Genomic DNA, 15,167 nt, shown 5'->3' on the forward strand with positions numbered 1-15,167 from the left:
CATGTCTGCACTGGTATTGGACGGCAAGGCACTTGCTGCAAAAACCGAACAGGAACTCTCACAACGCGTAACAGCGCTCAAAGCACGCAACGGCCAAACTCCGATACTGGCTACCATTTTGGTGGGCGATGACCCTGCTTCCGCAACCTATGTAAAGATGAAGGGCAATGCCTGTACCCGCATCGGCATGGAATCCATCAAGGTGGAACTCCCCTCCAGCACCACTACTGAAGAGCTTTTGGCCAAAATCCAGGAGCTTAACGACAATCCCAACGTTCACGGTATCCTCCTGCAACACCCGGTACCCCATCAAATTGATGAGCGCCTCTGCTTCGATGCCATTGCCCCGGAAAAAGATGTCGATGGGGTTACCTGCCTGGGTTTTGGCCGCATGGCGATGGGAGAGGAAGCCTATGGCTGCGCAACCCCCAAAGGCATTATGCGCTTGCTGGAAGCCTACAATATCGAGATCGCCGGCAAACATGCTGTTGTCGTGGGCCGCAGCCCAATCCTCGGCAAGCCTATGGCCATGATGCTGCTAAACGCCAATGCTACGGTAACCATCTGCCATTCACGTACACGCAACCTGCCCGACCTCATCAAACAGGCCGATATTATTGTGGGCGCCGTTGGCAAACCGGAATTCATTAAAGCTGAGTGGATTAAGGACGGCGCTGTTGTGGTTGATGCCGGCTACCACCCCGGTGGTGTAGGCGACATAGAATTAGGCCCGCTGGTTGAGCGCGCAGCGGCGTACACCCCGGTTCCCGGCGGCGTTGGCCCAATGACGATCAATACCCTGATCTACCAGAGCGTGGACTCCGGCGAGAAGAAGATCCGCTAACGCACCAGCCATACTGACTGCCGCAGCTCATACCATGGCCGAGACACTGACTATCCTGTATCAGGATGAGCATTTGCTGGCAGTTAACAAGCCAACCGGGCTGCTGGTTCACCGCAGCCCGATTGATCGCCACGAAACCCGCTTTGCCTTGCAGTTGGTGCGCGATCAGATCGGCCGTCGTGTCTATCCTGTTCACCGCCTCGACAAACCCACATCCGGCGCCCTGCTCTTTGCCTTGACACCGGACATTGCCCGCCAGCTGGGGCAGCAATTTGAACAGCACCAGGTGCGCAAAACCTATGTGGCAGTGGTGCGCGGTTTGTGCGAGGGGGAAGGTGTGATTGACCATCCATTGCGCGAAGAAATAGATGCCTGCGCCGATATGCGCACTGACAAATCCTCCCAACCTGCAATAACCCACTACAAACACCTTGCGTCTGTAGAGCTGCCCTATTGTGTTGATAAATATCCCAGCAGTCGCTATTCGCTGGTGCGCTGTCACCCACTGACTGGACGCAAACATCAGATTCGCCGCCATCTCAAGCACATTAACCACCCGATTATTGGCGATGCAAAACACGGTAAAGGCCGGCATAACCGGCTGTTCCAGCAGCAGCTGGATTGCCACCGGCTTCTGCTGGCGGCAACCGAACTGTGCTTCACGCACCCACAGACCCAGGAATCCATACAGCTCACGGCGCCCCTGGAACAAGATTTTTACCAGCTGTTACAGCGCTTTGGCTGGGAAAAATATATCCCGCACCACTGGGCTCCCGGAAACCAGGACCGAATCGAATGAGCCAACGCCTCGACGCTTTTATTAGCAACAATAGCGATTTTACGCGCTCGCAAATCCAGCGGTTGATCAAAGCCGGTCGAGTCCATATTGATGACAAGCCGGTATCCCAAGGCGCACAAAAGCTCAACGGCACGGAATCTGTCCGGGTGGATGGCGAGCTTATCGAGCCCTTATCACTGCGTTACCTCATGCTGCATAAACCCCAGGGCTATGTTTGTGCCAATACCGATTCAGAACACCCAACCGTACTGGACCTGATTGACCTGCCACGCAAACAAACGCTGCAAATTGCCGGACGCCTGGATCTGGATACAACAGGCCTGGTACTCCTGACCGACGATGGCCAATGGAATCATCGTATTACATCGCCGCGGAGGGAGTGCAGCAAGCGCTACCGGGTTACCACAGCAGAACCTATTGCGGCGGATACTGCCCATTATTTCACTGACGGCATTCAACTCCACGGGGAAAAACACAAAACACGCCCTGCCCATTTGGAGCTAATCGACGACTACAACGCCTGGCTGGATATTCACGAAGGGAAATACCACCAGGTCAAACGCATGTTTGCCGCCACAGGCAATAAAGTGATCGCCCTGCACCGCACCCGTATTGGCAGCATCACCCTGGATAATCAACTCACTCCCGCCCACTGGCGCCCGTTAACCCCGGCCGAAATACTTGGTATCCATGATGAGTGACCCCGCCTTCCTGTGGCTTTTGCAACAACTGCAACATGAGCCCGGCAGTAATAGCCTGTGGTGTGTCGATGAAAATACCACGGAAGAATGGCGCAGCCTGGCGCCCACCAGCCATATCCATGTCGTGAGTAACCGCTGGGACCTGGCAGATGCCATGGGTCAGGCAGGCTGGCACAGCGCATTCCATGATTTTGATCTCCGCCAGCAGGCCGCTGCCAGCCTCGATGCTGTTTTCTATCGCATTTCAAAAGAAAAACCCCTGGTACACCACCTGCTTAACCAAGCCTGGCGCTGCCTGAAAATTGGTGGAAAGCTGTATTTATCCGGGCAAAAAAATGAGGGAATAAAAACCTTTGCCGAGAAAGCCGCCGATTTACTGGGGTGCGCCAGGCAAACACAGAAGCAAGGGCTGGCCTATAGCGCGATACTAACGAAACAGGGAAACGTTACCCAAGGCCGCCTCCTGGACGATAGCGATTATTCCACCCTCCGGGTTATCAACCCTGAAAGTGCCGTGCCACTGCTCAGCAAGCCCGGGCAATTCGGTTGGAATAAAGCAGACCAGGGCAGTCGATTCCTGCTTGAACACCTACCCGCCCTGCTCCGCTCAGAACAACTTGCTCCAACCACTTGTCTGGACCTGGGTTGCGGCTATGGATATCTGACGCTGAATGCCAGCAAACTCCCCGAATGTGCCAGCATCCAACAATGGTTACTCACCGACAATAATGCTGCGGCCCTCTTGAGCGCCCAGGCCAATGTCGATTATCACCAGCTCAATGCGCAGGTGGTTGGCGACGACTGCGCCGCCCACCTGCGCGAACCGTTGGACCTGATCCTCTGCAACCCCCCATTCCATCAAGGATTTAATGTTGAAGGGGAATTGACGGGTAAGTTTATCGCCACCGCACAGCGCCTCCTGAAACGGGGAGGCCTTGCACTGTTTGTCGTCAATCAATTTATCCCATTGGAGAAAAAGGCCGCCGGTGTCTTTCGCACCATCAAGCTGCTAGCCGATAACGGCAGCTTTAAGCTGGTTGTTTTATCGAATTGATGATCGCGCGGCTCCTGGCAACGCCTTTTTTGCTTATAAAACAAGCGTTAACAGCTATCCTGATCACAATTTTTTTGCGCACTGAGCAACGAAAACACAACCTGTGGTTTTTCTGTACCATTTGCGCTATACCCCTGATTTTTTTATAAAAAAGGTGTTGACCGACCCAAAGGTCATCTATATCATGCGCACCACTTCCACAGAGGAAGTCACTGATCCGCCTTAGCTCAGTCGGTAGAGCAAATGACTGTTAATCATTGGGTCGCTGGTTCGAGCCCAGCAGGCGGAGCCAAACAAACGAAAGGCCGCATTTATGCGGCCTTTTTTGTGGCCGGCCGGTCGTCCATGGCATACCCACACAGGCTATCGCTATGCGAGGTCAAAAATTTCTCCCGACAATTTTTTGTGTGCGGAAAGCGGAAAAAACACAAACACTCAACGGACGTGCCATACCCGCCCAATAACCCGCCACAGATTGCCATCCCTATTGAACAACCAAGGTATAGATCATGTTTAAAGTGAATGAATATTTTGATGGCGCCGTCAAATCTATCGCCTTCCAGACCGAAACCCTTCCCGCCACTGTAGGCGTGATGGCAAAAGGCAGTTACGAATTCGGCACCAGCCAAAAAGAATATATGACCGTGGTTAGCGGTAGCCTTACCGTCGTATTACCGGGTAGCGATAAGGCAGAGACCTTTACGCAAGGACAAACTTTTATTGTAGAGGCCAACCAACGCTTCAACGTAACAGCTGATGTCGAAAGCTCTTACCTCTGCTGCTACGAATAACAATATTAAGTTTCTGTCCCATCCATAAAAAGGCCACCGCTCAGGGTGGCTTTTTTATTACCCGCTTATCTACCAATCGTTTAGAACAGCGACCAAACAACAGCTAGTGCTGTACCACATCAACAGCCTGACAAGGCTCAAAACTTGCCTGCAAGTTATTCAGAAACTGCGCCAGATCCGCCAGCACACAAGGCTCTTCAACCAGGACAGAATGTGCCACATCAGTGCGCAATACCCATTGCACATTCGGCCAGCGCTTTTTCAGGTCATGCGCCCAAGCAGCTGGTGTAATAGGATCAAGTGCGCCACTCAAGAGCAATGTCGGCACCTGGGGTTCAAACAATTCGAGCCCCTGATTATCGGAAGAGAGAAAATGGCAGGCTTGATAACGCCATTGATCGCGCATATATGCCGCCAACAATGGATGTTCCTCTACCGACGCTTGATACAACTGACCATCCTGTAATGGATTATCGGCACAATCCACGGCCATAAATGTCAGGCTATTAAAATCGTTTGAAAAACTGTTATTCATAAACGGCTCAAGCAATGCTTCCAGGTTGCTGCGCGCCTCACCGGGTGACAAGTGATTGATGTCGGGTCCAACACCGACTAATTGTTCTACCGCAACCATTGCACGAGTAACGCGGGGCCAGGCAACCGGCTGATAAATTGCTGCAAAACTGGCTGATAAAAATCGGTGGTCATTTACCATAAACTCAAGCGGCGCCTCACCATCCCAACGGCGCAAAGTCAGTGTTTGAGGCTTGTGTTTCAGTGCATCCAATACCGCCATAAAGCGCCGGGATAAAGCATCGGGCGAACTCTCCATTAGCGGCCCTGAACAAGACTCATACTTGATACACTCCTGAAAAAATCGCTGGAACGCTGTATCCAATACTTGTGGCCAGGTTTGTACACCGCCGTATCCGGCAGGATACACAGAATCCAATATCAACGAGCGCAGGCGCGGAGCATGACGGGAATCCACAGGTATGGCTGCGGATGAGATATTGGCAGGTGTGAAATTTTCCGCCTCCTGTCGTGCCACCTCAAGCGCAAGGCGGGTACCGTAGGACACGCCCAATAAATTCCATTCCGAATAACCCAGGTACGACATCAACGCACGCAGGTCACTTGCGCTATGGCGAGAGCCAAAATCCCCCGCATCCAACAAGGTCGGCTCAGCGGCCAGTTGTTCAAAGCAGTGCCGGGTAATGCGATATTGCTGCTCCAGCTCCTGGTCGAGTGGCAAATGCAATTGCAACAAGCGTTGGTTGAATCGATTAAAGGCAGGACAGGCGACGACAGGAGTGCTTCGACCTGTACCTCGCGGATCCATTAAAATTAAATCGCGTCCCAGATTGGCATAGGTCATCCAGGCCAGCCATTCGCGAATCCCCTCGGTATGTAAACGGGCACTGGCACCCGGCCCACCTGTCAAGTACACGACAGGGTCAGGATGCGACTCAACCCCCTGATTGCGAATAATCACAACAGGCAATATAAATCCACCGGTCGCCTTGGGCGTATGCAATTCACCGCAGCGAATATCTGCTTTCCAGTCAGCCTGGAACCAACAGGATGTACGCAGGAATTGATAGGTATCAACAGCAGGCCGGGTGGCCCCATGCAAAACAAAGTACCAGGTTACTACCGCAGATACTACGCACAGAACCATGCCAACACTATAGCGCACCACTCGCTTCATACAGAGTCTGCCATTCCCCCAACACCCGATAATACCGGCCAGGCCAAATGCCAGGGGTTGCTATAAGCACACATGGCCTGCTTTACACTATCTTCATTAAATATATTCCCCTCCCGCGGTAATTCGGAATATCGATACGCGACACCGTTTAGAGTAAATGCCAAAGAAAAAGCATGCAGATAAACACGATCTATGCCGGCATGGCGATCACCGTACAGCGAATCACCTACAATGGGAGCCCCAATACTTTTCAATGCAACACGCAGCTGATGCGTTTTACCGGTATGGGGTTTTAATACATACAACCGCTGCCCATTTCCCAATCCCTGGCTGAAAAATTGTGTGATGGCAGGGTTCTCCAGGGTTCTGCCCAACATCCAGGCACCGCGCCGGGCAGGATACATATCGCCTTTAATGAGCCCTTGTTTTTTAATAGGTTTACCCGCGCTTATAGCAAGATAATATTTTTGCGTCAGGCGCTGCTCAAATTGCGCGCAAAGCTGATGATTCGCCTCGGCTGTTTTGGCAAATACCAACAACCCGGACGTCACCTTATCCAGGCGATGCACCGGGTAAAGCTGTGCATAACCACCCCGCTGCCGGATGATTTCAAACAAGCCCGGCTCACCTTGCTCGCTGTGGAAACTCACACCCGGCTTTTTATAAACCAGCAGGAAATCTTCCTGCTCGTCCACTAACTGGAAAAATACATCCGACATAAAAAATACATCTAAAAAAAATAGGCTGGTGACGGAAAAGACTAAGCCAATGCTGGAAGCTACCCGGTGACTGGCTATAATCAAAACCAAGGTGTCCGCAACCGGCTGTACGTGTGACGGGTTATCCCTATGAGCACTTATGTCAGTGCTCCATGTTACGATTTGTGCCCTCAAACTTGCTGCGTCACTGGCAAGGGTTGAAAGGCCAAGCGAACAACCAATCCATAAACAGCCGCGGACACCATTCCTCCACACATCTTCATTATCATCCCTTGCCCTGGGGCAGCTAGTGTAACTATCCAGGCCCCGATAAAAAACCATAGGGCACTGCTATAATCGCCGCTATTCCGATTGACCTGCCGTGCCCCCATGCCTCCAGACCTCGAACACTACCGCCAACAACACAAGCTGCGCCTCAGCTACATGCCCTGGCTTTATGCCACACTCAAACCCGAGCACAGAGCCTGGGCAGAGGAATGGCAGCAACACTGGCAATCCTACTTATGCAGCGTTGAGACAGTGCAACTGGGCCAAAATTGCTTTATTGCCCCGGAGGCACGCCTTTTTGCCGAACCCGGTCGCCCCATTATTGTCGGAGATAACAGCTATATTGCCGCGGATTGTGTGATCCATGGCCCTATTACCCTGGGAGCCGGGGTATCTATCAATCACCATGTCACACTGGATGGCGGACGCCGCGGTATCCATATTGGCCGGAATACCCGTATTGCTGCCTATAGTTGTGCCTATGCCTTTAACCATGGCATGGCAGCAGATCACCCCATTCAGGATCAACCTGTAACCTCCAGAGGCATTTACATCGGTGAGGATGTCTGGATTGGTGCCAAAACAGGCATAGTGGATGGGGTAACCATTGGAGATGGCGCTATCATTGGTATGGGCAGCCAGGTTACCAGAGATATAGCGCCCTATACCAAGGTGGCAGGCAATCCGGCACACCTGATCGGGCAGCGCAGGTAATCCCCTTATGGAGTCATTTCAGGATAGGTATTTATGCTTATGAATAACGATCATTTGGCCCTGGCCATACTTACCTGGCTGGAAGTCATTTTTATTTTTGCCGTTGGCCTGTTGGTATTGTCACTGGTTTATATGTACATCGCGGATGTTACCCAAACTACACAAACCATTCGCAAAAATTATCCCATTATCGGTCGTTTCCGTTATTTTTTTGAACATTTGGGTGAATTCTTTCGCCAGTATTTTTTTGCACAGGACCGCGAGGAAATGCCGTTCAATCGCGCCGATCGCTCCTGGGTTTATCGCGCCGCCAAAAATGTCGATAGCAATGTCGGCTTTGGCTCAACACTCAACCTCCAGCAACCGGGCACGCTGATTTTCCTCAACTCTGCCTTTCCTATCCAGGAAGAAGATGCCCTGGCTCCTGCGCCTGTCACTATTGGTCCTTTTTGCACCAAGCCCTATACCACCCAGTCCATTTTTAATATTTCCGCGATGAGCTATGGCGCCATTTCCAAACCGGCTGTCCTGGCACTGTCACGCGGTGCAGCCAAAGCCGGCTGTTGGTTAAATACAGGCGAAGGCGGCTTGTCCCCTTACCATCTGGAAGGTGGCTGTGACCTGGTATTTCAAATAGGTACAGCCAAATACGGTGTGCGCGATTTACAGGGCAATCTTAACGATGAGCGCCTGTTTGCCCTGGGTGCACTGGAACAGATTAAAATGTTTGAAATCAAACTCAGCCAAGGCGCCAAACCTGGTAAAGGCGGCATATTACCCGCCGAAAAAGTCAGTGCAGAAGTTGCGGAAATCCGCGGCATACACCCAGGTGAAGCTTCTATCAGCCCTAATGGACACCGCGATATCCGCTCTGTGCAAGACCTGCTCAATATGGTTGAACGTATTCGCCACATCACCGGCAAGCCCGTGGGTTTTAAAGCCGTGATGGGTGACAAACGCTGGCTCGTTGACCTGGTCGATGAAATTCGTCAACGAGGTATAGAATCAGCACCTGACTTTATTACCCTGGACTCAGCCGATGGCGGTACAGGTGCAGCTCCACAACCCTTAATTGATCATGTCGGCTTGCCTATCAAGGAAAGCCTGCCCTGGCTGGTTAGCCTGTTAAGGGAAACCGGTTTAAAAGAGCGCATCAAACTGATTGTCGCAGGAAAGTTAATCACCCCATCCATGGTTGCCTGGGCGCTAGCCACAGGGGCAGACTTTGTTAACAGTGCGCGTGGTTTTATGTTTGCACTAGGTTGCATCCAGGCCTTGCAGTGCCATAAAAATACCTGCCCCACAGGCATTACGACGCACAATACCAAGCTGCAAAAGGGCTTAAATCCAGCTGATAAAGCGGAACGTGTGGCGTCATACCAGCACAACATGACCAAAAGTGTTGCCATGATTGCTCATTCTTGTGGCCTTGCTGAACCACGCATGCTGCGCCCGGAACATGTACACCTCGTAATGCCCGATGGTTTCTCCGTACCATTACCGGAAATACAACCACAAGCCCTGATTTTTCGCGAGAGCGATTCGCAACCCAATTCCACACTTCACACCAGTTGAACCCGTATTTGATCCGAGGAAGTCGTCATGACGTTTATTGCAAAAATTCCTGCGTTACTTATCGCTGTATTGTCATTAACCACACTGAATTCTGTTGCGCAAACCACTTTCGGAGGAAACACAAATACCACGTTTGAGAAAAAAGATCCCGCCGTCACTATCGAAGACATTGGCTGGATGGACAAAAATAAAATCAGTCAGGAGGTTGCCAAAATTAATGAGTTGGCACAGCTGAAACTCGGTACATCACTGCGCACAGACATGAGTGATCTGGACACCTTGCAACGCATCATTGATCGCGATCTGGTAAAGCGAGAAGACTATGCAACCCAACAAGCCATGGGGGTTGCCCTCGGCCAGGTTTTCCTGGCTGATTTCCCGCAAACCCTGGAGTGGAAAGTGTATCGTGATAACGTGGGGCGCAGTCGGGCACTTTGTGCCAAAGGCACGCAACAATGCTTTTTTCCGGTCACTATGCTCTCCCGTCGCATGGAGGTTGGCAGTAAGCCAGATGTCAAAAAAATCTATGTGGACGCCATAGATTTGATGAAAGAATACCTCCCCAAAATACCTTACACCGATGGCGAAGTTTTACATCGCCTGCCTCGCCAATAATACATCGGACTTGAGTTAGCCGGAGCAGATACCTATAATGCCTCCCACTCTCTCGGGGGAGTAATCTGCTTGACGATAAATGGTAATTTATATCATTTTCACCAAGCGCTTTTGTCAACAAACTTGTCGCTCAATCGGCATGGCAAAAGCGTCCTCAGTCGGGTTTTCTAACACCCGCCACTCTGGATTGATGAGACCTGAGATACCCTTGCTGCCTCTGGCGGGACGGCAAGTGTGTCTCTACTCGTTCATCAATCCCGCCTGGATACGTCCATGGAAGCATTATTCAGTTCAACCCTCGCCGTTGCCATCGCGGAGATTGGTGATAAAACCCAGCTGTTAGCCCTATTCCTGGCTGCCCGCTACGGCCGTCCCTACCTTATTAGCCTGGGAGTGTTAGTGGCCACCCTTGTTAACCACGCCCTATCGGCTTGGTTGGGTGCATGGTTGGTAGATGTCATTCCTCCACACTGGGTGCCCTGGATTATTAGCGGTAGTTTTGTAGCCATTGCACTCTGGCTGCTGGTTCCCGATAAAGAGGACGATGACCTTGGGCGATTTGCCAACTATGGCCCCTTTGTAGCAACCCTGGTGTTGTTTTTCCTCGCCGAAATCGGTGACAAAACCCAAATCGCCACTGTTATTCTTGCCGCGAAATACAGTGCTGATTTCTGGATGACGATTGCTGTTATCACAGGCACTACCCTGGGCATGTTGATCGCTAATATTCCGGTGATCTTTGCCGGCAAGTGGATCATGGATCGCCTGCCACTGAACATTGCACGCAAAGCGGCGTTTGTGCTCTTCCTGCTGCTGGCGGTATTAACGCTGGTGCAAATGACCTAACCGATTAATACCCGATATAAAAGGCGCTCCACTATAAAACCCGACACATTATTTGCCCGTTTTCTATTGGTAGCGCCTTTATAAAGGATAGAGTTAAATACTGGCCTCAGCATGTCCTTGTTGTTGCAAAACACTGCGTATTTTTTCAGCAGTTTGTTTTAACACTGCTGCATCTGCATTTTTTGCAAATGCAAAACTCAGGTCATTCATGGAGTCCATTGGAACCAGGTGAACATGGGTATGCGGCACTTCCAATCCAGCAATCATCAACCCAACCCGCGTAGCGGGATAGGCCACTTTTAATCCATTGGCAATTTTATGGCTGACCTGCATCACATGCTCTGCCAATGCTACGGGCAAATCGCTCCATTGATCAATTTCCTCGCGGGGAATGACCAACACATGCCCCTGGCGGATAGGCTGGATGGTTAGGATCGCGACCGCTTTATCATCTTTCCACACAAAATTACCGGGAATCTTGCCTTCCATAATCAGGGTGAACACACTTGCCATAACACTATGCCTCATTATCTGGATTATTAATAAATCGCCAATCCGCGCCGCATTAGCTCGCGCGCAAGAATGTCATCAATCTGGTGTATGGATTCATCGCGAAACTCAATGTAATCCACGTTGTGCTTTTTGTAGAGATTGTACTTTTCCAGTTCAGCACCAATCACCGCAGCCCGATCACTGCGCTGCTCAAGCTCATCAGCCCAGCACTCAATGCAGAGGTTGGCATCCGGCACATAAAAATCGGCGACTGCCGACTCCCTGCCCCACACCAGCGGGTAATCGCGAGCATGGACAATACGTGCCAAATACAACCAATTATCGACACAGCGCTGAACAGGATTATTAACGCCGTGCCCATCAAACGTTGAATCGCTGTTCGCCTGTGGCTCACCGCGCAAGGATTGTAATGCTGCCAATAGCTCTGGATCATCCAGAATGGTTTCTGGCCAGGTTACGTAAGGAATAGCCGATTGCTCAGCCTCCTGCTGTTGTCCGCCTATCGCTTTACCCGACCCGGTTAATAGCCAGCCGCGCACATGTTTCTTAATCAATCCCTTATCCGCCAGTAATAGATTCACCAGCCGCGCAGGAATATCCCACTTGTGGGATAAGTTGGTTGCGCTCAGCGGCGCCTCCGGCAATAACTTTAATAAGGGATGTTGCTGGATGGATTCCGGCCAGGCAATGTATTCACCGTACTTGGGATGATTAACATAAATCCCGCCCTCAAACCTGCCTTTTTCTGTCAGTTGCCAGTGACCATCCACTTTTACAATCCAGCCACCGCTCGTCAACAAGACGAACAGCTCCTTGCTCTCCTTACCCAAAAGGCGCGCCAAAGCGGTTGTAGAAATATGTTTTTCTGCCATAGTGCTCCCCTGTACACGGCAATACTGTGCCATTCTAGCGGTGTTTTTACCGCTACTTTGTTTTTATGACCGATGAGTTGAATTACCTATGCCTATCTGGGTTGATGCCGACGCCTGCCCCAAACCTGTCAAGGAAATCCTGTTTCGCGCCGCACACCAGCGGCAGATTCTGCTCACCCTGGTAGCCAACCAGTATATTGCAGTACCCGCCTCCCCGTTTATTAAAAGCCTGCAAGTCAGCAGTGGCTTTGATGTCGCCGACAACCATATTGTTGCCTCACTGGTTGCAGGCGACCTGGTTATTACTGCGGATATCCCTCTGGCTGCAGACGCCATCGCTAAAGGCGCTGCGGTTATCAACCCACGCGGCCAGGAATACACCAAAGACAGCATAGGCGCACGCCTGAATATGCGCGACTTCATGGAAACCATGCGCTCCAGTGGGGTAGTCATGCAAGATGGTCCCCCGCCATTCAGCCAGCAGGATCGCCAGTCTTTTGCCAACGCCCTGGATCGCTGGATTGCACGACAGCGCAAAATTTAACTGGCTTAAAGGCACCTAAAACCCTATACTTCGCGCACTTTTCAGTAACCCCCGCTCCGGATCGTGAAAATCTCGCCTTGGGGTCATGCTGAACAGACAGGATGTCTGAGGGCTGCCCGTTTATCCTTCCCGACGGTTTAATGTTTTCGAAGGTTCGTTTTCACTGCATTTCATCGCTCATCCGCTTTTCGGATCAGTTGCATCGACACGGCCTGCCCCAAAGTACGCGATCGTTTGTATGCGAGAGGAACTCGCCGATTGCATGTGGTGTAGCCAAGATTGCTCTCCCTTTTGCAGTATCTGGTGCCATGACGGCCCGGGTACATTCACAACAATCCATAAAAACCATCATTCACAACAGGGTTGGTGCTTGCACCTGCCAGGATTGTGACTAGGGTTTTTATAGCTGTTATCAAGACACACACAGGTCAATACATGTCTGAACCTATTTTATTTGCTGACTTAGCCCTTTCTGCCCCTGTATTAAAAGCCATTCAGGCTGTGGGTTATGAGGTCCCCTCACCGATCCAGGCAGCTGCCATCCCCATCCTGCTGGACGGTGGCGATATTCTGGGTATGGCGCAAACCGGCACCGGAAAAACCGCCGCTTTTGCCTTGCCGCTACTGTCCAAACTGGACTTGAGCCAAAACGAACCGCAGATTCTGGTGCTGGCGCCAACGCGTGAATTGGCGATCCAGGTCGCTGAAGCCTTCCAGAAATACGCTGCCGACATGCCCGGTTTCCACGTCCTGCCCATTTATGGTGGCCAGGATATGACCAGCCAATTACGCCAACTCAAGCGCGGTGTACACGTGGTGGTCGGTACGCCAGGCCGTGTTATGGATCACCTGCGCCGCGGCAGCCTCAACCTGAACAACCTCAAGAGCCTGGTGCTTGATGAGGCCGATGAAATGCTGCGCATGGGTTTTATCGATGATGTCGAATGGATTCTGGAACACACCCCGGAAACTCGCCAGACAGCCCTCTTTTCTGCCACCATGCCGCGTGAAATTCGCAAGGTTGCCGACAATTACCTGCGCGATGCCAAAGAAATCAAGATTGCCAGCACCCAGCAAACCGGTGACAACATCGAGCAGGTGTACTGGATGGTGAGCGGCACCAATAAACTGGATGCCCTGACACGTATCCTCGAGGTGGAACCTTTCGATGGCATGATTATTTTTGTGCGCACAAAAACTGCCACTGTTGAGCTCGCCGAAAAATTGGAAGCACGTGGTTACTCTGCAGCACCACTCAACGGCGACATGAACCAACAGTTGCGCGAGCGCACGATTGAGCGTTTAAAAACCAGCAAACTCGATATTGTTATTGCTACCGATGTGGCGGCACGCGGCATCGACGTGGAACGCGTCAGCCATGTAGTGAATTACGATATTCCCTACGACAGTGAAGCTTATGTACACCGTATTGGCCGCACCGGTCGTGCAGGCCGTAGCGGTAAGGCAATTCTGTTTGTGGCACCGCGCGAAAAACGCCTGCTTTATACCATCGAAAAAGCAACACGCAAACCCATCACACTGATGGAGTTGCCCAGTGGCGCGACCGTAACCAAGCACCGTATCGATCAATTCACCCAACAAATTACCGATGTGCTGACTGAACAGTCCGACCTCAGCTTCTTTAATGATTTGTTGGCCGAATACGGACGCACCAACGATGTATCACCCGAGCAAATTGCATCGGCATTGGCCTACCTGGTACAAAAAGAGCGTCCGCTGCAAGTCAAATTTACCGACGTAAAACCCGAGCGTAATGACCGCAGCGAGCGCCGTGAACGCGGTGAGCGCGATGAACGTCGCGGCAGCCGTGAAGACCGTCCGCGCCGCGACCGCTCCGATGAAAATATGGAGCGCTACCGGATTGAAGTGGGCCGCAATCACGACGCGCGCCCCGGTGACATTGTAGGTGCAATTGCCAACGAAGCCGGTATCGAAAGCCGCTTTATCGGCCATATCAAACTGTTCGATGAATTCTCTACCGTTGATTTGCCTGCGGGCATGCCGAAGGAAGTGCTGCAACACTTGAAAAAAGTGCGTGTACGCAATCGCCCGCTGGAAATCAGCCTTGATCAGGGCGGCTCACGTGGAGGTTATCGCGATAATAGCGATAAGCCGCGCTTTAAGGAGCGCGATTTTGGCGGTCGTGACAAGCCTCGCTTTAAGGACAGAGATAACTCAGGCAGTGGCAAACCCGGCCCTCGCTCACGCAAGTTTGATTAATCCCTAACGCCAAGACCTGCAAAAAAACGCCGCGCAATTGCGCGGCGTTTGTCATTATAGGTACCCGAAAAATCACTATTCATCAAACATCTGGATCCAGTAGCCGTTTTTAACCGCCTCCGCCATGGCTTTGTCAGCGGCAATGACACGAGGATCAGCCAATAAACCACTGGGCACCAGCTTGCGCTTTTCAATATCGATCTCAGTAAAACCGGCGCGCATCAAAAACAATTTACACAAATGCTCGGCACCGAAAAGGTCGACGAAATTGATGTACACAATAAAGGGAACCATCTGCCCTTCCTTAATATCATCAAACGCTTTTTTGGCACGACCGTTGGCAGAAAAAATATACATAACT

16 protein-coding genes and 1 tRNA gene are annotated in these 15,167 nt (G+C 51.5%); 12 read left to right on the plus strand and 5 right to left on the minus strand.

Annotated elements, in window-relative coordinates; genetic code table 11:
• The first annotated feature begins 1 nt into the window (after position 1).
• The 6 genes from folD to ppnP all read left to right on the plus strand — a co-directional run bounded on the left by folD (position 2) and on the right by ppnP (position 4,189).
• Entirely contained in the window at positions 2-844 is an 843-nt protein-coding gene (folD, locus tag CJA_RS09570) for a bifunctional methylenetetrahydrofolate dehydrogenase/methenyltetrahydrofolate cyclohydrolase FolD (RefSeq protein ID WP_012487574.1), read from the plus strand.
• 34 nt (positions 845-878) lie between these two features.
• Positions 879-1,643: a tRNA pseudouridine(65) synthase TruC gene (gene truC / locus CJA_RS09575; protein WP_012487575.1), complete on the plus strand. Its 765-nt coding sequence runs from the start codon at positions 879-881 to the stop codon at positions 1,641-1,643.
• On the plus strand, positions 1,640-2,344 hold the full coding sequence (gene rsuA, locus CJA_RS09580; protein WP_012487576.1) for a 16S rRNA pseudouridine(516) synthase RsuA: 705 nt from the start codon (positions 1,640-1,642) through the stop codon (positions 2,342-2,344). Before truC ends, rsuA begins: the two co-directional genes overlap by 4 nt.
• A complete protein-coding gene (locus tag CJA_RS09585; RefSeq protein ID WP_049765434.1) occupies positions 2,334-3,398 on the plus strand; it encodes a class I SAM-dependent methyltransferase in 1,065 nt (354 codons plus the stop codon). The genes rsuA and CJA_RS09585 overlap by 11 nt, the downstream gene beginning before the upstream one ends.
• Before the next feature lie 216 nt (positions 3,399-3,614).
• A tRNA-Asn gene (locus CJA_RS09590) sits at positions 3,615-3,690 on the plus strand.
• A gap of 217 nt (positions 3,691-3,907) precedes the next feature.
• The gene (gene ppnP, locus CJA_RS09595) at positions 3,908-4,189 is read left to right on the plus strand and encodes a pyrimidine/purine nucleoside phosphorylase (protein WP_012487578.1); all 282 of its coding nucleotides are present in this window, start codon (positions 3,908-3,910) and stop codon (positions 4,187-4,189) included.
• Between the two features lie 103 nt (positions 4,190-4,292).
• Here ppnP and CJA_RS09600 read toward each other — a convergent pair whose 3' ends face one another.
• Together CJA_RS09600 and CJA_RS09605 are read right to left on the minus strand one after the other, a co-directional pair.
• On the minus strand, positions 4,293-5,900 hold the full coding sequence (locus tag CJA_RS09600) for an alpha/beta fold hydrolase (protein ID WP_041551413.1): 1,608 nt from the start codon (positions 5,898-5,900) through the stop codon (positions 4,293-4,295).
• Positions 5,897-6,619 (minus strand): TIGR01621 family pseudouridine synthase, encoded by a 723-nt coding sequence (locus CJA_RS09605; protein WP_041552204.1) that lies wholly within the window; start codon positions 6,617-6,619, stop codon positions 5,897-5,899. The genes CJA_RS09600 and CJA_RS09605 overlap by 4 nt, the downstream gene beginning before the upstream one ends.
• 369 nt (positions 6,620-6,988) lie before the next feature.
• On the opposite strand from CJA_RS09605, the gene CJA_RS09615 reads away from it, so the two are divergent.
• The 4 genes from CJA_RS09615 to CJA_RS09630 all read left to right on the plus strand — a co-directional run bounded on the left by CJA_RS09615 (position 6,989) and on the right by CJA_RS09630 (position 10,636).
• Complete coding sequence (locus CJA_RS09615) at positions 6,989-7,600, plus strand: acyltransferase (RefSeq protein ID WP_041551416.1); 612 nt, start codon at positions 6,989-6,991, stop codon at positions 7,598-7,600.
• Positions 7,601-7,633: 33 nt separating this feature from the next.
• Positions 7,634-9,175: an FMN-binding glutamate synthase family protein gene (locus CJA_RS09620; protein ID WP_012487582.1), complete on the plus strand. Its 1,542-nt coding sequence runs from the start codon at positions 7,634-7,636 to the stop codon at positions 9,173-9,175.
• Between the two features lie 27 nt (positions 9,176-9,202).
• Positions 9,203-9,790 (plus strand): DUF3806 domain-containing protein, encoded by a 588-nt coding sequence (locus CJA_RS09625; protein WP_012487583.1) that lies wholly within the window; start codon positions 9,203-9,205, stop codon positions 9,788-9,790.
• Between the two features lie 234 nt (positions 9,791-10,024).
• A complete protein-coding gene (locus CJA_RS09630) occupies positions 10,025-10,636 on the plus strand; it encodes a TMEM165/GDT1 family protein (RefSeq protein ID WP_012487584.1) in 612 nt (203 codons plus the stop codon).
• A gap of 93 nt (positions 10,637-10,729) precedes the next feature.
• Here CJA_RS09630 and CJA_RS09635 read toward each other — a convergent pair whose 3' ends face one another.
• Both CJA_RS09635 and CJA_RS09640 read right to left on the minus strand, forming a co-directional pair.
• Positions 10,730-11,149 (minus strand): HIT family protein, encoded by a 420-nt coding sequence (locus CJA_RS09635; RefSeq protein ID WP_012487585.1) that lies wholly within the window; start codon positions 11,147-11,149, stop codon positions 10,730-10,732.
• A 26-nt stretch (positions 11,150-11,175) separates the two neighbouring features.
• Positions 11,176-12,021 (minus strand): hypothetical protein, encoded by an 846-nt coding sequence (locus CJA_RS09640; protein ID WP_012487586.1) that lies wholly within the window; start codon positions 12,019-12,021, stop codon positions 11,176-11,178.
• An 88-nt stretch (positions 12,022-12,109) separates the two neighbouring features.
• On the opposite strand from CJA_RS09640, the gene CJA_RS09645 reads away from it, so the two are divergent.
• Entirely contained in the window at positions 12,110-12,565 is a 456-nt protein-coding gene (locus CJA_RS09645; protein WP_012487587.1) for a YaiI/YqxD family protein, read from the plus strand.
• 435 nt (positions 12,566-13,000) lie between these two features.
• A complete protein-coding gene (locus CJA_RS09650; RefSeq protein WP_041551421.1) occupies positions 13,001-14,806 on the plus strand; it encodes a DEAD/DEAH box helicase in 1,806 nt (601 codons plus the stop codon).
• 75 nt (positions 14,807-14,881) lie between these two features.
• Here CJA_RS09650 and CJA_RS09655 read toward each other — a convergent pair whose 3' ends face one another.
• Entirely contained in the window at positions 14,882-15,163 is a 282-nt protein-coding gene (locus tag CJA_RS09655; RefSeq protein WP_012487589.1) for a hypothetical protein, read from the minus strand.
• Between the last annotated feature and the right edge of the window lie 4 nt (positions 15,164-15,167).

The sequence above is a fragment of the Cellvibrio japonicus Ueda107 genome, assembly GCF_000019225.1.
In the GTDB taxonomy this organism is placed as follows: domain Bacteria; phylum Pseudomonadota; class Gammaproteobacteria; order Pseudomonadales; family Cellvibrionaceae; genus Cellvibrio; species Cellvibrio japonicus.

What these genes read in the sequence shown, in the direction of transcription:
- CJA_RS09625 (WP_012487583.1), top strand. Translation starts at nt 9,203, where the DNA reads ATGACGTTTATTGCAAAAATTCCTGCGTTACTTATCGCTGTATTGTCA.
- CJA_RS09635 (WP_012487585.1), bottom strand. Translation starts at nt 11,149, where the DNA reads ATGGCAAGTGTGTTCACCCTGATTATGGAAGGCAAGATTCCCGGTAAT.
- truC (WP_012487575.1), top strand. Translation starts at nt 879, where the DNA reads ATGGCCGAGACACTGACTATCCTGTATCAGGATGAGCATTTGCTGGCA.
- CJA_RS09655 (WP_012487589.1), bottom strand. Translation starts at nt 15,163, where the DNA reads ATGTATATTTTTTCTGCCAACGGTCGTGCCAAAAAAGCGTTTGATGAT.
- CJA_RS09585 (WP_049765434.1), top strand. Translation starts at nt 2,334, where the DNA reads ATGATGAGTGACCCCGCCTTCCTGTGGCTTTTGCAACAACTGCAACAT.
- CJA_RS09605 (WP_041552204.1), bottom strand. Translation starts at nt 6,619, where the DNA reads ATGTCGGATGTATTTTTCCAGTTAGTGGACGAGCAGGAAGATTTCCTG.
- CJA_RS09645 (WP_012487587.1), top strand. Translation starts at nt 12,110, where the DNA reads ATGCCTATCTGGGTTGATGCCGACGCCTGCCCCAAACCTGTCAAGGAA.
- ppnP (WP_012487578.1), top strand. Translation starts at nt 3,908, where the DNA reads ATGTTTAAAGTGAATGAATATTTTGATGGCGCCGTCAAATCTATCGCC.
- CJA_RS09600 (WP_041551413.1), bottom strand. Translation starts at nt 5,900, where the DNA reads ATGAAGCGAGTGGTGCGCTATAGTGTTGGCATGGTTCTGTGCGTAGTA.
- CJA_RS09650 (WP_041551421.1), top strand. Translation starts at nt 13,001, where the DNA reads ATGTCTGAACCTATTTTATTTGCTGACTTAGCCCTTTCTGCCCCTGTA.
- folD (WP_012487574.1), top strand. Translation starts at nt 2, where the DNA reads ATGTCTGCACTGGTATTGGACGGCAAGGCACTTGCTGCAAAAACCGAA.
- rsuA (WP_012487576.1), top strand. Translation starts at nt 1,640, where the DNA reads ATGAGCCAACGCCTCGACGCTTTTATTAGCAACAATAGCGATTTTACG.
- CJA_RS09615 (WP_041551416.1), top strand. Translation starts at nt 6,989, where the DNA reads ATGCCTCCAGACCTCGAACACTACCGCCAACAACACAAGCTGCGCCTC.
- CJA_RS09620 (WP_012487582.1), top strand. Translation starts at nt 7,634, where the DNA reads ATGCTTATGAATAACGATCATTTGGCCCTGGCCATACTTACCTGGCTG.
- CJA_RS09640 (WP_012487586.1), bottom strand. Translation starts at nt 12,021, where the DNA reads ATGGCAGAAAAACATATTTCTACAACCGCTTTGGCGCGCCTTTTGGGT.